13 protein-coding genes and 1 tRNA gene are annotated in these 16,911 nt (G+C 53.1%); 8 read left to right on the plus strand and 6 right to left on the minus strand.

What is annotated here, in order from left to right; translation table 11 throughout:
* Nucleotides 1–28 precede the first annotated feature (28 nt).
* The 4 genes from ABO_RS07905 to ABO_RS07920 form a co-directional block, all read right to left on the minus strand.
* Nucleotides 29–316 (minus strand): hypothetical protein, encoded by a 288-nt coding sequence (locus ABO_RS07905; RefSeq protein ID WP_035460311.1) that lies wholly within the window; start codon nt 314–316, stop codon nt 29–31.
* An 80-nt stretch (nt 317–396) separates the two neighbouring features.
* Nucleotides 397–2,472, minus strand: a complete 2,076-nt coding sequence (locus tag ABO_RS07910) for a transporter substrate-binding domain-containing protein (protein ID WP_232501262.1) — start codon at nt 2,470–2,472, stop codon at nt 397–399.
* 398 nt (nt 2,473–2,870) lie between these two features.
* A complete protein-coding gene (locus ABO_RS07915) occupies nt 2,871–4,367 on the minus strand; it encodes a thrombospondin type 3 repeat-containing protein (RefSeq protein ID WP_231483458.1) in 1,497 nt (498 codons plus the stop codon).
* Between the two features lie 26 nt (nt 4,368–4,393).
* Nucleotides 4,394–5,482, minus strand: a complete 1,089-nt coding sequence (locus ABO_RS07920) for an OmpA family protein (RefSeq protein ID WP_011588808.1) — start codon at nt 5,480–5,482, stop codon at nt 4,394–4,396.
* A 750-nt stretch (nt 5,483–6,232) separates the two neighbouring features.
* On the opposite strand from ABO_RS07920, the gene ABO_RS07925 reads away from it, so the two are divergent.
* The 5 genes from ABO_RS07925 to ABO_RS07945 all read left to right on the plus strand — a co-directional run bounded on the left by ABO_RS07925 (nt 6,233) and on the right by ABO_RS07945 (nt 9,646).
* Nucleotides 6,233–6,850 (plus strand): hypothetical protein, encoded by a 618-nt coding sequence (locus ABO_RS07925; RefSeq protein ID WP_011588809.1) that lies wholly within the window; start codon nt 6,233–6,235, stop codon nt 6,848–6,850.
* A 48-nt stretch (nt 6,851–6,898) separates the two neighbouring features.
* The gene (locus ABO_RS07930; protein WP_011588810.1) at nt 6,899–8,050 is read left to right on the plus strand and encodes a CaiB/BaiF CoA transferase family protein; all 1,152 of its coding nucleotides are present in this window, start codon (nt 6,899–6,901) and stop codon (nt 8,048–8,050) included.
* 99 nt (nt 8,051–8,149) lie between these two features.
* Nucleotides 8,150–8,776: a peptide-methionine (S)-S-oxide reductase MsrA gene (gene msrA / locus ABO_RS07935; RefSeq protein ID WP_011588811.1), complete on the plus strand. Its 627-nt coding sequence runs from the start codon at nt 8,150–8,152 to the stop codon at nt 8,774–8,776.
* 25 nt (nt 8,777–8,801) lie between these two features.
* A complete protein-coding gene (msrB, locus tag ABO_RS07940) occupies nt 8,802–9,227 on the plus strand; it encodes a peptide-methionine (R)-S-oxide reductase MsrB (RefSeq protein ID WP_011588812.1) in 426 nt (141 codons plus the stop codon).
* Nucleotides 9,228–9,570: 343 nt separating this feature from the next.
* A tRNA-Thr gene (locus ABO_RS07945) sits at nt 9,571–9,646 on the plus strand.
* Between the two features lie 103 nt (nt 9,647–9,749).
* Here ABO_RS07945 and ABO_RS07950 read toward each other — a convergent pair.
* Entirely contained in the window at nt 9,750–10,814 is a 1,065-nt protein-coding gene (locus tag ABO_RS07950; protein WP_041705402.1) for a transporter, read from the minus strand.
* Between the two features lie 100 nt (nt 10,815–10,914).
* Nucleotides 10,915–11,982, minus strand: a complete 1,068-nt coding sequence (locus tag ABO_RS07955; protein WP_011588814.1) for an AraC family transcriptional regulator — start codon at nt 11,980–11,982, stop codon at nt 10,915–10,917.
* A gap of 212 nt (nt 11,983–12,194) precedes the next feature.
* Here ABO_RS07955 and ABO_RS07960 point away from each other — a divergent pair, with 212 nt between their 5' ends.
* The 3 genes from ABO_RS07960 (at nt 12,195) to ABO_RS07970 (ending at nt 16,835) form a co-directional block, all read left to right on the plus strand.
* The gene (locus tag ABO_RS07960) at nt 12,195–12,626 is read left to right on the plus strand and encodes an SRPBCC domain-containing protein (RefSeq protein ID WP_011588815.1); all 432 of its coding nucleotides are present in this window, start codon (nt 12,195–12,197) and stop codon (nt 12,624–12,626) included.
* Between the two features lie 88 nt (nt 12,627–12,714).
* Nucleotides 12,715–15,375, plus strand: a complete 2,661-nt coding sequence (locus ABO_RS07965; RefSeq protein ID WP_011588816.1) for an efflux RND transporter permease subunit — start codon at nt 12,715–12,717, stop codon at nt 15,373–15,375.
* A gap of 254 nt (nt 15,376–15,629) precedes the next feature.
* On the plus strand, nt 15,630–16,835 hold the full coding sequence (locus tag ABO_RS07970) for a hypothetical protein (RefSeq protein WP_011588817.1): 1,206 nt from the start codon (nt 15,630–15,632) through the stop codon (nt 16,833–16,835).
* Nucleotides 16,836–16,911 lie beyond the last annotated feature (76 nt).

Consider the following 16,911-nt stretch of genomic DNA (forward strand, 5'->3'; position numbering starts at 1 on the left):
AAGCCCGGTTTTTTATCAAACACTGACGTTACTTGAATAAGCTGTTCTTAATGTCTTTCAGACCATCCAAGGTGCTATCCCAAGTTTTTTCCACACTATCTTTCACGTCTTCCCAACGGGTATTGCTGTCGTTGCGCACCTCTTCCAGCCGCGCAGCCAGCTCCTCACGTTTTTCCTTTAATTCCAGCTTGCGAGTTTCCCACTTGTGGCGGACATCTTCACCTGCTTTGTCCGCTTTGACTTGCAGTTGATCAAATTCATTGTCCAACTCGTCCAGCTTGCCTTTTACCTTTTCGATGAAAGTGTTGCGGTCCATCACAATCTCCTTCAATGAGTGGTACCACATACAATGGGGCTCTCCTCCAGCTTTTCCATGGCCCCGTTGTAAAATCAACGTTAAAGCTCGGGCTGCTTCTGTTCCCCCAACGCTGACACATAACCCAAGTATCGAGTCTTAATTTCTCGCACGTATTTCACTGGCTCCCTGCCTCGCACATAGCCATAACGAGCCTGCTGGGCATATTGAGGCTTGGATAACAGCAGCATGGCCTCTTCTACATGACCGAACCACTTGTCAGGATTCTTACCCAGCCGTTGCGCCAGGCGACGTGCATCTTCCACATGGCCATGGCCTGCATTGTACGCAGCCAAGGTAAAGTAGAGTTTTTCCGCCAGGTCTAACCGCGCAGGAAAACGCTGCTCAAGCCAATCTATATACGCTAGGCCTGCAGACACTCCATTCTCCGGATCGGTCAAATTGCTGTACCCAAATTGCCTACCTGTGCGTGGCATTACCTGCAACAATCCTTGGGCGCCGGCGAAAGAACGAGCGTTTGGGTTAAACCGACTTTCTTGGTACATCTGCGAGGTGATTAAACGCCAGTCCAAGCCATATTCAAGCGATTTCTCCCGCACTAAATCATCATACGGGGAGATATTACGGCCTGGCTCCACCCGGTAGGCCTCATGGGCGGCGATGGTTTTCTTTTCTACGAAGTAACGATTATACGTCACGTTATAAAACAAGCCCCGGTAATTCCGCTTTATGTAATTATTCAGCTGCTTGCGCAAAATTTTCTGAGGCTCACGGGTAACCCAGGCAATCTCTTTGGCTGGTTCGAACTGGAACAAAACGGCGATATCATCTCGGTAGGTGGATTCCATGGCCGCCAGATGGCTATCGGCCATGGTCAGGTCGTACTCACCATTAGCCACACCCTCAATCAGCATTTCCGTGCTTGCCTGAAAAACTTCCTGGATATCAAACTGCAGTCCAGTCGCCTGTAGATCTTTTAGTGTGTCGTAATAAGCCGTTTCCGGATTAACTGCTACGGTACGACCAGCCAGCGCCTGCACCGATCCCAATGGCACATCGCCAGCCTCACCGATCAATTGCTCATTCACTTCTAAGTAACGCTTGCTAAACGCCCAACCAGCTAGCTGCCGATCAGAGGTAATCGTCATCGACGCAGCGATAACATCGCCCTCCCCCGCCTCCAGCGCGCTAAACATGGCAGACGGACTATCCCGGACCACTACCCGAACTCTCAAACGATGCTGCTTGGCGAAATCTTTAATCAGATCATAATCAAAGCCCATCAATTCGCCACGCCACATAAAATAGCTGGCCGGGTTATTGGAAGTAATTACTCGCAATACGCCCCTCTCGCCAATGGCCTCCCAATCACGAGCTTCTGCACTCCCATCAGAAGTAATGATCCGCTCACTAGTAATATACTGATTGATCTGATTAAGTAACTCCGTACTACTGGGGCGAACCGCCCAAGCAATGCGTCGCTTACGATTCAACACCGGCCCTGCAACCGCTTCACCGTCCTCATCCAACAAGACGTCCAGCATATTACTGTCTACGATAGAGGCCGCAAATTCACCATTAGCCACACCATTGACCAACGCTTCATCCGATATGGAGCTATCCAGGACCTCTACGCTTATGCTTTGATGCCGTTTGGCCAGCTTAGTGGCCGTTTCCTGATAAGCGGACCCGTCCGGCACTGACACAATAAGGCTACCCATCTCAGTCAACGCTAAGTCCGCCAATGCCCGTGGCACCACCAAACGTTCTTGCACCGCATTAACAGGGGTAGAAAAAGCAAGCGTCTTCTTGCGGGCCTTGGTCACCGAATAATTGGTGATGATGATATCCGCCACTCCTTGATTGATAAGGGTGCCCAACTCAGAGAAGTTATCGGCATACACCCAGCGCGGCTCAAGTCCAAGGTATTCCACAAACGCTTCGGCCTGATGCTGATATTCACTAGCAGGAATACCGTCGCGAGGGAGACCGGACGGTTCATCAAAGCGAGGGGCCAGAAGCCGGATAAAACCACGCTCTTTCATGGCGGGCAAATCACCGGTTTCCAGGTAGTTGTCAAAGGTGCTAACAACCTCACCCACCTCTGGCTCCTTGTCACAACCGGCTAGCAGCATGAAACCGAGGCATATAAGCATAAATATGCCTAAACGCATGAGCACCCCCTTCCTTTTCTAGGGTTTATTACTTAGTTCAGAGTACCAGCCTATGAATATAGGGCAATACTCTTTAGGAAGAACTGCCGACTCAAGATCTCGAAAAACCTATCAAGTGGCATTTTCTGGCAGCAAAGGCAAACATCTAGCACTAGGGCGAAAGCCCAGCCACAGAAGGGGCGGGTAATTAACAGGAAGGGAAAAGACGCTATTTCAATAGAAATGTGGAGCAAAAAAAAAGCCCGAATCACTTGGGTTGCAACGCATTCATTTCAGAAGCATTGCAACCCGCTTGATTCAGGCTTTTTCTCTGCGCCTCATTTCTAAGGCGCAGAGACGAGCTTTTACTTAAATCGAACTATATCTCACTTACGTCCAGACTAGAATGAAGGCGAACCAACACACACGTCATGAACACGCAAGGTTTTATTGAGATTCAAAACACCACCATAGTTCAACTGGATGGAGTCAAAAGACACGTCGCTAGGCGCTAGTGCAGCAATAAAGCGCTGATCTGTGTTAGCACCCAAGCCTAGCAAGCTTAGACCCAGCAAATGCGCTTCAATTCTTTTAACTTCATGCACGATTTCGCCGTCATTAATAAACAGAATGGAAACGAAGTCGCCTAGCAGTTCCAAGCTCACCAATGAAGCAGCCGGATCGCTAACTACAAACCCAACAATGGTTTCTGAAATGTCGTTAGCTGGATCCTTGGCATCAACCGCTACATACGCGCCACTGTGTCTGGTGTTGCTAAGCAATCCACCTAATGCCAGGCCCAAGTTAACCTGTGCATAAGAGGCATTACTTCCATCAATCACAGAGTCGGCATTTTCCACAGAACAGCCCAAGCAAACACCAAACTCAAACAAACCGCCCAAGGAGTCGCCTTCTGCCGTGTAATCAGCGCTGGTCAACTGCTTAAAAGTGCTGTCAGCTGAACAGGTGAAGCCGTTGTCGTCACAAACATTACCGATGCCATCGCCATCGTCGTCTGCTTGATCTTCGTTAGCAATTTCTGGGCAGTTGTCTTCGCTGTCAATGACGCCATCACCATCGGTGTCGGTCAGATCGACTTCACCATCAAAGTCATCGTCACAAACATTACCAATACCGTCGCCATCTAGGTCAAGCTGGTCGTTATTGGCAGTATCAGGACAGTTATCGCTGCTATCGGTGCCATCGTTATCGACGCCATCACCATCACGATCTTCATCGCATACATCGCCAACAGTATCCAGGTCAATATCAGACTGGTCAGTGTTAGGCAGGCTCAAGCAGTTATCGACATCATCTAACACGGTGTCGCCATCACGATCGTCTTCGCACACATCGCCAACACCATCTGTATCTGTATCAGCTTGGTCGTTGTTAGCGGTGAATGCACAGTTGTCGTTGGCATCATCAACGCCATCGCCATCTGAGTCGTCGTCACAAACGTCGCCTTTGCCGTCGCCATCCACATCACCCTGTTCTGGGTTGAAGGTCGCTGGGCAATTATCTACGCCGTCATCGGTGCCGTCTTTGTCCTGATCGTTATCCATATCACAGGCGTCACCAACACCATCACCATCAGCGTCTTCCTGAGAATCATTCGCTAGCAGCGGGCAGTTGTCGGCATCATTATCTACGCCATCACCGTCACGATCATCGTCGCAAACATCGCCGATGCCATCGCCATCGAGATCTTCCTGCATGGCATTTGAGTTTGCGGGGCAATTATCCACGCTATCAGGCACGCCATCAGCATCTTGGTCCGCAATATTACCTACTGCGTTACCACCTCCGCCACTGCTATCGCTATCGCCATCGGCTTCACAACCAGCCAACCCCATCCCAAGAGTGGCCGCTATCATAATGCTTAATAAAACTTTCATTAAAGAGTTCATAGTATCCCTATCCCCTATTGTTCACTAACACGAAATTCAACACGACGGTTCATCGCACGCCCAGATGCAGTTTCATTACTGGCAACCGGAACCACTTCACCATACCCACGAGCGGTAAGGCGTTCTGAACTAATACCCTGATCGATCAAGTACTGGCGTACAGCCTTAGCACGACGATCAGATAAACCTTCATTGTACTCGGCACTACCGCTAGAGTCGGTATGGCCTGCGATTTCAACATCAAAGTTGGTCTGTGACTTAAGCGCTTTTACAAGACGATCCAAAATCGGACGGGAGCTCGCTGTAATATTGGCAGAATCCAGTTCAAAACCGATGTTATTGAAGGTAATGGTCTGGTTGGTTAGCAAACAGCCTTCGCCATCAACCTTGCCACCCTGAATCGTATTCGGGCACTGATCGCGATCGTCAGGGATTCCGTCCCCATCGCTATCTGGCGCACTAACTTCAACGATTTTTTCTACTTCACGGGTTTCATAGACGATTTTTTCTACTTCTACGGTCTTAGTGCGACCGAGGGGCATTTCCAAGCCAAGAGAGAAGCGCCAGTCGTTAAAACCGCCCTCATCTTCTGAGATAGTGCCCGTAATACCGTCGAAATCGTCATACATGTACCGAGCTTCAGCACGCATTTTCAAGCCGTTATCAAACATCGGACCGGTGACAGCACCCAGCCCCACATTGGCATGAAAATCAACGCCGTCATCGTCATCTGGCACCACATCATTATAGATGCCACCGACCTGAGCCAGTACGAACGGGGTAAACTCTTCTTCGCGATCGCCAAAAGCGTAGGCTAAGCCGGTGCTTACTGTGTACTGATAGTAATCAGCAGCGCCTGCCACCCCTGAATCCAAGCCGTAGCCCGCGCCCTCAGTTTCCCACCACCAGTGGTCGGACAGCTGACGGCCATAAATCAAGCCCGCTCCCAACCCCTTGCTGGACAAATCCCTGTCTTCATCAAGCTCAAGGTAATGCACCATCGGCGCAAGATATTGCTTTGTCGCCGTTTCGTCTGCTGCATAACCTTGCGTCGCTAATGCGACACCTGCCACTAATAGTGAAGTATGTAGGCTTCCTTTCACGACACCCCCCTTGGGTATGTAAACTAGGTCACATTATTATACTGGCTATTATGCAAATAGGAAGAAAGCTATAGTACCATTTTGCCTGCATGCAAATCATTTTTTCGGCGTATCATAAAAGCCGGCAGATACTCTTATTCCTTGATACATCCAGCGCCTCACGCGCACCCAGCGTCACCCCTTATCCACTTTAACCAACACTCTAAAGCCTAGCCACTATTAGCTACGCTCGGCACGCATGCCCGCAGCTGGACTAGCCAGCAGCCATTATATGTCACGCGTCATAGTGGCATGCCTGACTGACCAGCAGATATCTGAACTAGCACATCCAACCGCCGGAAACCTTTGACGACACGCCCTATAGCCCAGCGTGCTCTCACTATTTTTGCATCAGCATTTTCATAAAGGAACCAGGAAAGCCCAACGCATACAGCTTTTCTGTCATTGTTCAGTGGGCTCATCATGGCCACCGCAAATGACAAAATAGAGAAAGTCAGAGCAGAACAAGATGAATACACACCACGCTCGCACTAAGACACTCAGAAAAAATCACCAGAGCCCCTGTTTGGCGTCGTTCCAAACGCCCCCCCCCCCTGCGGCCCCGAAGCAATGGAAGATGGCGCCTTATAGCAGCAAACACACCACTCCAACATGGCAAGAGATTGTGCACCAATTGATGTGCCGGCCCCTTGGCGCTGCTACACTGGAGCCAAGCCATTGAAGGCACCGTATTCGCCGCCGGAGATTTTCATGCGACCGCTTTTCCGATACCTCCTACCCGCTTTACCTGCCCTACTCGTTGCCGGTTGTGCCAGCACCACTGAGGTAGAAACCCGCTACACCGACGGCGGCAGCCACCCACCGCAAGACTCTTTGCTATTGGTTGCCCACACGCCAGAAGGCAACATCCGTGAAACTTGGGAATTGACCTGCAAGGATATATTTTCAAGTGATTCATTGACCGTTTTGCTCAGCCACCAAGAATTACCGTTATGGTATGAAGGCGGAAAAGAAAGCATCCTCGACTGGGCGCAAGAAAACGATGTCGACCGAATTCTTGTGGTTGAGCTTACCCACATGCTGATTGATGCCGCAGCACCGCCGACAGTCGGCAACCAGCTCAATCCCATGGGACAATTTGCCGGTGACGTGAAGCCAACTTGGCAAGTCGGCATTGGCGGTGAACTGGCCGAAGACGAGGAGCCCACAGCCCTGCGGCAACATGGCGCTGAGCTGATTAACGCCGACGGCAAGCCTCTGTGGACAGGTATCGCCACCACCCACGAAGCCAGCAACGCCGTTGCCATTGCCAAAAGCCAATGCTCGGCCCTGCGTCGCACCTTGCGCGAACAAGCTCTTGTTCCCTGATTGACCCACGTCTGTCAGGGAACGGTAAAACGGACTCTGACAACGGAAATGAACATTATGACAGGCCCTCTCCACGGACTGACTTTCATCGAACTGGCCGGCATTGGCCCCGGCCCCTTCTGCGGCATGATGCTGGCCGACATGGGCGCCACCGTCATCCGCATCGACCGTCCCGGCGGCAATCCTCACTCCGCTATTGGCCACACCGTCCTTTTTCGTAATCGCCAAAATCTAGCCGTAGACTTGAAAAGCCCCGAAGGCATCGAAACCGTACTCAAACTATGTGAGACCGCCGATGGCCTGTTCGAAGGCTTCCGCCCCGGTGTCACTGAGCGCCTGGGAGTAGGACCGGAACAATGCCTAGCGCGCAACCCGAAGCTGGTCTACGGCCGCATGACTGGCTGGGGCCAAACCGGCCCCCTGGCCCAGGCCGCCGGCCACGACATGAACTACATCTCCCTGTCCGGCGCCCTGCATGCCATGGGCCGTGAAGGCGAAAAGCCCGCCATCCCGCTCAACTTGGTAGGCGATTTTGGCGGCGGCGGTATGATGCTAGCCTTCGGCATGGTCTGCGCTGTACTGGAAGCACAGCGTAGCGGTAAAGGTCAGGTAGTGGATTCATCCATGGTGGAAGGCTCTGCCGCCCTCATGGCCATGTTCTATGGACTCAAATCCCAGGGCATGTTTACCGACAATCGCGGCACCCACATGCTCGATTCTGGCGCCCATTTCTATGAAGTGTATGAAACCGCCGACGGTAAGTATGTTTCCATCGGCAGTATCGAGCCGCAGTTCTATGCGCAACTATGCCAGCTTGCTGAGCTGCCCCCCGAAGATTTTGGCCACCAGATCAATCCTCCCAAGTGGCCAGAAATGAAACAAAAGCTCGCCGCTATCATCAAGCAAAAGACCCGAGACGAATGGTCCGCCCTCATGGAAGGCACCGATGTGTGTTTTGCGCCGGTACTCAGCCTTGAAGAAGCGCCCTCGCATCCGCATAACGTGGCTAGAGAATCGTTTGTTACCGTCAACGGCGCCGCACAACCGGCACCGACCCCGCGCTTCTCACGCACCGCTGCTGGCAAGGTCAAACCAGCCTCCACCGCTGGGGCCGACAGCCGCGCGGTATTGAGCCAAGCCGGTTTCAGTGACAGTGACATTGACCGCTTGATTGCTAGTGGTGCGGTTAAGCAGGACTGATCCCTGTCGCCGCTCCTCTAGTTGCACTGATAGTCGCACTGATAGCATGCCAGCCGGTCCACAAGCCCGGCTGGCGTGACACTCCCTACTGGAGGGACCATGAACGCAGTAATTCCCGGCACATCCCTGGCCATTCGCCCTGAAAACTTCCCTGACCCTATCGAAGATCTGCCCGTCAATGGCACCGCCAAAGCGGTATTCGCTGGCGGCTGCTTCTGGTGTGTTGAAGCGGTCTATCTAAATCTGGAAGGAGTCAATGCGGTGGTATCTGGTTATGCAGGAGGCCATGCGGCTCAGGCCAATTACGAAGCCGTTTGCACCGGTACCACCGGCCATGCGGAAGTCATTGAAGTGGAATACAACAGCGCCGTCATAAGCTTTGGCGAGTTACTGAAAGTGTTTTTTTCTGTGGCCCACGATCCTACCCACAAAGACCGCCAGGGCAACGATCGAGGCACCCAGTATCGCTCCGCGGTTTTTTATCATGATAACGCCGAGAAAACCGTAGCCACGGCCTATATCGAACAGCTAAACAATGCCGGCGCTTTTATTGCGCCCATCGCCACCACCGTGGAGCCTCTGGAAACATTCTTTCCCGCCGAGGACTACCATCAGAATTTCGCCCGCCGAAACCCAACCCAAGGCTACGTTACGCATGTAGCCAAACCCAAAGTAGAAAAGCTGATTCATGCTTTCCCCGACAAACTGAAAACACGAACACCTTAACGAGACCAATCTAAGGGAGTGCCTGATGACCCAAGCACTGTCCGCCAGCGGCTTTGATCTGACGCCCCTGAGCGAAGAAGAGAAGCAGGCCCGCGCACAAACGCTGACCGAAGAAGAACGCCATATCTTGCTCAATCAGGGCACGGAACCGCCATTTTGTGGCGGGCTACTGGACAATAAAGACGCCGGCACTTATCACTGCAAGTTGTGTGACCTGCCGCTATTCGCTTCCGATGCTAAGTTCGAATCTGGTACCGGCTGGCCCAGCTTTTACCAACCCTATGATCCAGAACACATCCGTGAACTGAGTGATCGCAGCCACGGCATGCTCCGCGTGGAAATCCGCTGCGCCCGCTGCGACAGCCACCAGGGTCACGTCTTTCCTGACGGCCCACCACCTACTGGCCAGCGCTACTGTCTGAATTCTGCTTCCCTAACATTCAAGGCGTAACGTCTCGTTAAAGGAGCGCTACTCTTTGCGGCGCGGTCGGCCAACTCACCGCGCCGCAAAGGCGCCTTTGAAGGTGTACACCTAAGCCTCGCCAAAAGAGGCTTTTCAGGATACAAGAGTACTGAAAACTGGGCAGCTCGCACCTCGTACCTCATAGAAACGGCGGCATCGCTCGGAGCAGCGGGCCTCAGGCTCAAAGCGCATCCAGATTTGCCGTGGCATGGAGGTGCGAATGCAAAAGTGGCACACCCGCAAACTGGCCGACATCAAACAGTAAAACGTGATTCCTGCTTGCCTGCAGCGGGCGGCCTGATAAACTAGCGCCCGCCTGCAAAATGGGCACGCCGGGATAGCTCAGTTGGTAGAGCAACTGATTCGTAATCAGTAGGTCCGCGGTTCGATTCCGCGTTCCGGCACCATTTCAGATACTAAAAAAGCCGCTCCCAATCAGGAGCGGCTTTTTTAGTGTGGCAAACGAGGGCCTTCGCCCATTTTTACTCTCTTCTCTTAGCCGTACAAGGGCTACTTCCCCCCGAAGGCTTTTTGCCAGCCCACGGTGAAAGTGTAATCCGTTTCCATCTGGGGGCCATGCAGAGATTCATGCACTGGAGCTTTGTACTCCATGGCTAAGCGGTGGCCTTTCAAGGCGCCGTTTTTACCCAACAGATTCAAGCCCACACCGATTTCCAGGCGCTGGCCACCTTTGACATCCGGGTCTGCGGCTGGGTTCATCATCGGCGAAATGGTCAAGTCCTTAGCGGCACCATGAATGCCGGTCCACCAACTTTTATACGCAGCCAGTGACACCGACGCCCATGGAGAAAGAGGCTTGGCAGCCCAGGCAGTCAAGTACTTACGCGATCCCAGCTTATAGTCCTGATCATTCTCGTCCAAGGCAATTTTAGCGCTTACCTGCGCACCCCAGCTCCAACTATCGTATTGCTTGTTTAGGGTAAGGCCTGGGCGAATCTCATAGCTACCAGACCCCAGTTGCATGGGGTAAGGCAGCTGCAAATCCTGACCCGCCATTGGGATGTAATCTTCTTCCTCAATAGAACCCGTGGGCAGGCCCAGCATCAAGTTCAGGTGCAGGCGATAACCGTTTTCGTCATAGAATTTATAAAGGCCACCAATGCTGGCATCACCAATTCCGGAAGTTTCAGTATCAAATTCGTCCTGGGTGGTGGTGCCCATCATGGTCATGCGGGTCTTGGTGGTCATCTCGTTGGTGCTATAAGGCAGCATCGCCATGAGTGTCAGGTTATCAGTAGGCGCGTACATGGCACCAAGCATGTGCATATGCATCGTCATGTCATAAGGCAACGCCTTCATGTTCATCGCGCCCATGCCCGGGATTTCCCCGAATGCCTCATCGGTGCTGAGAGAGTCGCTACCGGATTTGGCGCCACTCATTCCCATGCCCATATATCGGTACGAAAGCATCCACTCGCCCTTACTATGCGTATGGTCACCCATGACTGAAATCGGCGCATGGCTGTCAGGCCGGGCACCCTCATAATGAGCAAACGCTACGGGGCTGGCAGCAAGAAACGAAAGCGCAACAGCGGAATAGGCAAAACGAGACATGGTCTTTCCCCAGTATTGAATCAACCGCGCAAGGATACGAGCTAAGCCATAAATGCCAATGCGGCAAAATGCCACACCCATTTCAAGGAAAGGCTTAACCTTAAAGGGAATCATCTGTTTGCGCTTTTTGGGCTTCTTTACCGCTGTCGTTACTGTATCTCTTACGGTATTGGCCTGGCGCACAGCCCTGCCAGCGCTTAAAAGCATGGTAAAAATTGGCGGTATCGGAAAACCCCAGCTCAATGGCCAGGCTCTGCATATTACAGCGTGGTTGGCGCAGGGCTTTACAGGCGTGTTGGTGACGGACCTGATCACGCAATTGCGCAAACCGTGTACCCTCTTCCTGAAGACGGCGCTGAAGCGTCCTTGGTGTCACGGCCAACGCATCAGCTACCGCTTCCATACTCACCGCATGCTCGGAAAGTAGCCGTTCCAATTGTTTCACCACCCGCCCAGTCATGCCCGCCGCACGAGACAAGCCGGCTAACACCTGATCCGCAGAGCGGCGTAAGCGTTCATTGTATTTCGGGTAGGCACGAGGCAACGGCGAGCCAAGCAGTTCGGCGCTAAACTGGATGGCATTCTGCCCGGCAGAAAACAGCAGCGGACACTGGAAAAAAGCACCATAACGTTCCAGCTCTTCGGGCAAGGGCTGGCCATGCAAGAAACTGGCACTCGTTAGCGGCATATCGGCGCCCAGCAGTGAGCGCCCTATAGACAACATGGTTGCCACAACCACTTCGTTATGTGCCCGCGTGGCGGTAAAACGCAGGGTGGGATCTTTGCTGATCGCCGACACCCGGACACTCTTGCCCTCTAAATCGAGTGCAAAATCCAGATAGGGAACCACCAAATCTTTGTAGCGAAATAGCATGCCAATGCCCTGCTCCAGGGTATTGGCAGTCGCCATTAGGTTGCCTAACAGGTCTAAGTTGCCATAGTGGTTATCCGCCCCCACATGCAAACCGAACAGAGGATCATCACTTTCCGTGAAAGCGGCATAGAGCAGCGCATCAAGCTGACTCAAGCTGATGAATCGGTCGCTGCGGCCGACAATATCGGCATCAATGCCCACCTGTTCAAACAGGGCCTGCACATCCAGCTGGTTACGTAACGAGACTTCAAGAAGCCCCGGCAGAATCGACGCCGGTAACAATGTTGTTATCATGCTGACTCCTAGCGATCATCCGAAACTAGGTAACCGCCCCCGGCAGGTCAACACTCCCTCACTGAATTGACCCATTTTACCGACTGGAGGTTGATGCCTACTGTGCGTAATCTAGTGCCTTTGAAACAATCGGATTTCGCACGCGTACGCAGCAGCGTGTGTCTCCCGCTTCACCAAGACGCGCCTTAACCCAATAAAAACACGGATAGAACATGCTAAAACGTTATCTGGTCGACGAAGTCACCGACACCCGCGCTTCGCGCAAACAGGCTTTCAAACTATTTGCTGATGCTGAAAACTGGTCAAGCTGGTGCTCGGTTGTCCGCCACGCTCGGTTACTCAACGGCGGCTGGCGCCCCGGCGCCCTGTTGCTGTTTGTGGCCGACTTGCCTCGCCTGCCCCCCGCGCCTGTGGTAGTGAAGGTGCTGGAGTACAAAGAGAACGAACGCATCACTTGGGGCCTGCAGCTACCTTTTGCCCGCGTCATCCACCGCTTCACTTTTATCGACGACGAACAAGGCGGGTGTCGGGTACACCAGGAAGAATGGAGCGAAGGCCTAATGACCTTGCTGACCTGGCCCGCCGGCAAACTGATTCATCGTTTCGATACGCGCTTCGCAGCAGAATACGCGGCTATGTTCTGATTTTCCCCGCCGTACGATATTTGAATACCGATACTTGAGCATCAGGCCTGCGCTTTTGCCAACCTCTTGAACGTTGACCGGACACACCATGACCCATCGATTGTTTAATGCCTATTGCCGGGCTGTACTGGCACACCCTGTTTTCTGGCTAGTGCTACTGGTGCTCATATGCGGCATTGCCGGAACCCAAGCCCGCAATTTCAAGATCGACGCGTCAGCGGATTCCATGGTGTTGGAAAATGACTCGGCACTGCAGTATTACCGCAAAATCGCCAAACAATATGGCGGCAGTGATTTCCTCGTCATTACCTATAGCCCTAAAGACAAACCGTTATTCGAGCAGAGCAGCTTGGAACACCTGCAATCCTTACAGCAGGCTCTCAAAAAGGTAAACCGCGTCAGTTCGGTCTACAGCATGTTGGATGTGCCCTTGCTGTTCAGCCCTCAGGTGGAATTCAGTGACCTAGCCAATGAATATCGCACCCTCACTAGCGAAGGCGTAGACCTATCGTTGGCTGAGAAAGAGTTCACCGATAAAAACCCGCTCTACGAAGACCTGCTGGTCAGCGATGACGGCAACACCACCGCCCTGCTGGTGAGCTTCGAACGGGATCAGAAATATTTCGACCTGCTTTACAAGCGCAACGATCTGCGTGACCTGGAAGACAACGGCGCACTGGATGAACAAGGCCAGCAAGAGCTAGCAGCTGCCAGCCGTGCCTTCAGCGACTACAGCAGCCAGATTCAGCAACGCACTGCCGGTGAAATCGACCAGGTACGCAACATCATGGATGGCTACCGGAACGAGGCCAACCTGTTCCTCGGTGGCGTCCCCATGATTACCACCGACTTAGTGCGCTTTATTCGTTCAGATTTAAAAGTGTTCGGCGTTGGTGTACTGGTCTTCCTCATCCTTACCCTCTTCCTGATCTTCCGCCGCCCCCGTTGGGTGATCGTGCCGCTGGCCTGCTGTGGCGTCACCGTACTGACCGTTACTGGCTGGCTGGGCTGGGTGGACTGGAAAGTGTCCGTCATCAGTAGCAACTATATTTCCTTGCTGCTGATCATCACCATGTCCATCACCATTCACCTCACCGTGCGCTTTCGTGAGCTGCACGAAGAAAATCCGCAGGCTAGCCAAAAATGGCTGATTCGCGAAACCGCCGCTCACATGATGCGCCCCAGCATTTATATGATCTTAACCACCATGGTGGGCTTCTCCTCACTGGTGATCAGCGGCATTCGCCCGGTGATTGACTTCGGCTGGATGATGACCCTGGGGCTGGGCATATCGCTAATCGTCTGCTTTCTTGTATTCCCAGCTCTGCTGGCACCGCTGGCAGCCGGCACCCCTCGACAAGGCCGTGACATCAGCCGCGAGCTAACCCTAGCCTTTGCCGGCTTTACCGAACGCCACCGCCCGCTGTTGCTATTGCTTGCCTTGGGTGTAATCGCCACTTCCCTGTGGGGAATAAGCCGCCTCACCGTGGAAAACCGGTTTATTGATTACTTCCAGAAAGACACGGAAATTTACCAGGGCATGCTGCAGATTGATCGCAAGCTAGGCGGCACCACTCCGCTGGATATCGTTATCGATGCGCCCAAAACCACAGCGGCGCAGAACGCCGCACTGGGGCAACCCGCCACCGGTTGGGATGGCGCCAGCGTAGACGACGAGATCAGCGACCCGTTTGCATCTGATAGCGCTAACGAGGTGGATAACACAGACCCCTTCGCAGACAGAGACCCGTTCGCCACAGACAGTGCCGATCCGTTTGCCGACAGCGATCCTTTTGCCACCGAATCCGGCACAGACCCCTTCGCCTCTACACCAGAGAAAACCAAACCTAACCCGCTCAAAGGAGCCTACTGGTTTACCCCTGCCCGGCTGGGTCAGCTAGTAGATATTCAGAATTATCTAGAGTCTCTACCAGAAACCGGCAAAGTGCTCTCCATTGCTACTACCTACGAGGTAGCAGAAAAACTCAATGGACGCCCACTCAGCTATGTGCAGCTAATGCTGCTAGCCAGTTTTATTCCGGAGGACTTACGCAGCCAGCTAGTTAAACCCTACCTGTCCGACGACGGTAACCAGGTACGCATTAGCATACGGGTGATCGATTCCGACAAGAATCTGAACCGCAACGAATTGTTGGCGAAAATCCGCTCCGATCTGGAAAACAACTTCGGCTTGCAGCCGGAACAGGTACACCTCACAGGCGCCATGGTGCTCTACAACAATATGCTGCAAAGCCTGTTCGACTCACAGATTAAAACGTTGGGTTACGTTTTTGCGGCTATCCTGTTCATGCTATTACTCCTGTTCCGCAGCCTCCCCGTGGCTCTGATCAGCATGGTTCCCAGCCTGATCTCCGCCTCCCTGGTGCTAGGTTTGATGGGCTGGATCGGCCTGCCGCTGGATTTAATGACCATTACCATTACCGCCATCTCCATTGGCATCGCCGTGGATGACACCATTCACTACATTCATCGCTTCCATGAAGAGCTGCCAAAAGACCACGACTACGTGGCCACCATGAAGCGCTGTCATGGCTCCATTGGCAAAGCCATGTACTACACTTCGCTTACCATCATTGCCGGCTTCTCCATCCTGGCCCTATCCAGCTTCAACCCCACCGTTTACTTCGGCCTGCTCACCGGCCTGGCGATGCTGGTCGCCCTGCTTAGCAACCTGACCCTGCTACCCGCTTTGCTGATTACAGTAAAACCGAAACTGAAAGCTGGCTAAAACCCCGGCGCCCATCACGGGAGCTTGCCTGCAAGCGATTACCACCATCGGTGATCGCTGACAGGCAAGCCTCTCTACCCTTCATATCCTTTTATATCCCTGCACACCCCACGGTGAGGAGCAAATGGCACATGGCCATCACCTCCAAGGCGGCAACATTATTATCCTATATTTTTCGCCTACAAATGGCAGAATGCCATTGGTAGGCACCGGGCGGGGGCCCGGCACACAACTGAGGGAAAGGGGATATCAGAATGTTTTATATTTCAGGCGCCAGAGTAGCACTCTGGTCGACCGCATTGCTTTGCGTACAACTCGTCGGCTGCACCGGCACCCACTACATACCGGACCAAGGACAACTCGCCAGCCCAGCACCGGCACCTGAGGCACTGAACAGCTTCTCCGGCCAAGCAGATATCCATCTAAACTTGCCCGGAGGCTATGCCTCACCCAGCGTTCGCCAATACCCTAGCGAGGTTGCCACCGCGGAAGTGAATCGTTGGTTTGCTAAATCAGGGCAAGACCTCACCGTTAGCATCCGTAACGACAACAACAAAGATAGCGGCTCAGTAACTCTCCTCGCCTACCTTCTAACGCTTGGCATCCTACCTTCCTGGGTTAACACCAAAGGTGAAACCGTTATGGAAGTGAAAGCCGGAAACCAGGTGCTATTTGAAAATCGAGAGCCTGTTGCGTATCGGTCATCCCTCGCCATGCTACCCACCGCCTATATATTCGGCAGCCCGGGTAAAACACAATACAAAGTCATGGCCGATGACCAGCTCAATCGCCACAAGCAAGCCCTGCAGCAATATATCCAAATACAGCAGGCAGACTATGAAAACGTAGTCTCTGCGGGCAGCGTAGACGCCTACCGCCAATATTTAAAAAATAACCCGGACTCCTTCTTCCGTATGGAAACCCTGCGTCGTCTGGCAGAATTGGCGCCCAGCAGCCATGCTCTCTCCTACCATCGCGACAATATTGCTTTAGACAACGCTTACATCGTTTATCTGCCCGATGAATACGACATCTGGTTCCTCGGCCCGCAAGACATGAAGGTCTACGACGTGTTGCGACTATCCCATGACGAAGACAACCCCTTGCTGGCCTCACGCATCCGCGCTGCCAACCAGCCCTACAAAGTATTCAACAGTGACGAAATCGCCTTGCTCAAGGAAGGCGGCCTGCCCTCTAGCCTTATCGCTGCCATGATTGATGCCAGCGCCAGAGCCCAAGCCGGCTCGGCCCGGCCCGCGGTTGCCAGTACCAACGCGGCCGCAGCCAATACACCAGCAGGCCCCGCGGGCCAGAACGGCATGAATGATATTGTCGCCCAATGCGCCAAGCGTTACGCCGCGTTTAAAGCCTGCGATCAGATACCCTCTTTCGGCGCCAACGTGTGTCGTAGCCAGGTGAAAAAGAAATACTCCCACATGGCCTGCGAACTGGTTCAGTAAGCAAAACCTCGTAAGAGCAGGCCCAGCAACCGCCTACATCTCTTTCGTTGACCACTGCACGGATGAACAGTATATT

Origin of the sequence: Alcanivorax borkumensis SK2 (genome assembly GCF_000009365.1) — a bacterium.
Classification (GTDB): Bacteria; Pseudomonadota; Gammaproteobacteria; order Pseudomonadales; family Alcanivoracaceae; genus Alcanivorax; species Alcanivorax borkumensis.

What these genes read in the sequence shown, in the direction of transcription:
- ABO_RS07905 (WP_035460311.1), bottom strand. Translation starts at nt 316, where the DNA reads ATGGACCGCAACACTTTCATCGAAAAGGTAAAAGGCAAGCTGGACGAG.
- ABO_RS07910 (WP_232501262.1), bottom strand. Translation starts at nt 2,472, where the DNA reads ATGCTTATATGCCTCGGTTTCATGCTGCTAGCCGGTTGTGACAAGGAG.
- ABO_RS07915 (WP_231483458.1), bottom strand. Translation starts at nt 4,367, where the DNA reads ATGAAAGTTTTATTAAGCATTATGATAGCGGCCACTCTTGGGATGGGG.
- ABO_RS07925 (WP_011588809.1), top strand. Translation starts at nt 6,233, where the DNA reads ATGCGACCGCTTTTCCGATACCTCCTACCCGCTTTACCTGCCCTACTC.
- ABO_RS07930 (WP_011588810.1), top strand. Translation starts at nt 6,899, where the DNA reads ATGAACATTATGACAGGCCCTCTCCACGGACTGACTTTCATCGAACTG.
- msrA (WP_011588811.1), top strand. Translation starts at nt 8,150, where the DNA reads ATGAACGCAGTAATTCCCGGCACATCCCTGGCCATTCGCCCTGAAAAC.
- msrB (WP_011588812.1), top strand. Translation starts at nt 8,802, where the DNA reads ATGACCCAAGCACTGTCCGCCAGCGGCTTTGATCTGACGCCCCTGAGC.
- ABO_RS07950 (WP_041705402.1), bottom strand. Translation starts at nt 10,814, where the DNA reads ATGTCTCGTTTTGCCTATTCCGCTGTTGCGCTTTCGTTTCTTGCTGCC.
- ABO_RS07955 (WP_011588814.1), bottom strand. Translation starts at nt 11,982, where the DNA reads ATGATAACAACATTGTTACCGGCGTCGATTCTGCCGGGGCTTCTTGAA.
- ABO_RS07960 (WP_011588815.1), top strand. Translation starts at nt 12,195, where the DNA reads ATGCTAAAACGTTATCTGGTCGACGAAGTCACCGACACCCGCGCTTCG.
- ABO_RS07965 (WP_011588816.1), top strand. Translation starts at nt 12,715, where the DNA reads ATGACCCATCGATTGTTTAATGCCTATTGCCGGGCTGTACTGGCACAC.
- ABO_RS07970 (WP_011588817.1), top strand. Translation starts at nt 15,630, where the DNA reads ATGTTTTATATTTCAGGCGCCAGAGTAGCACTCTGGTCGACCGCATTG.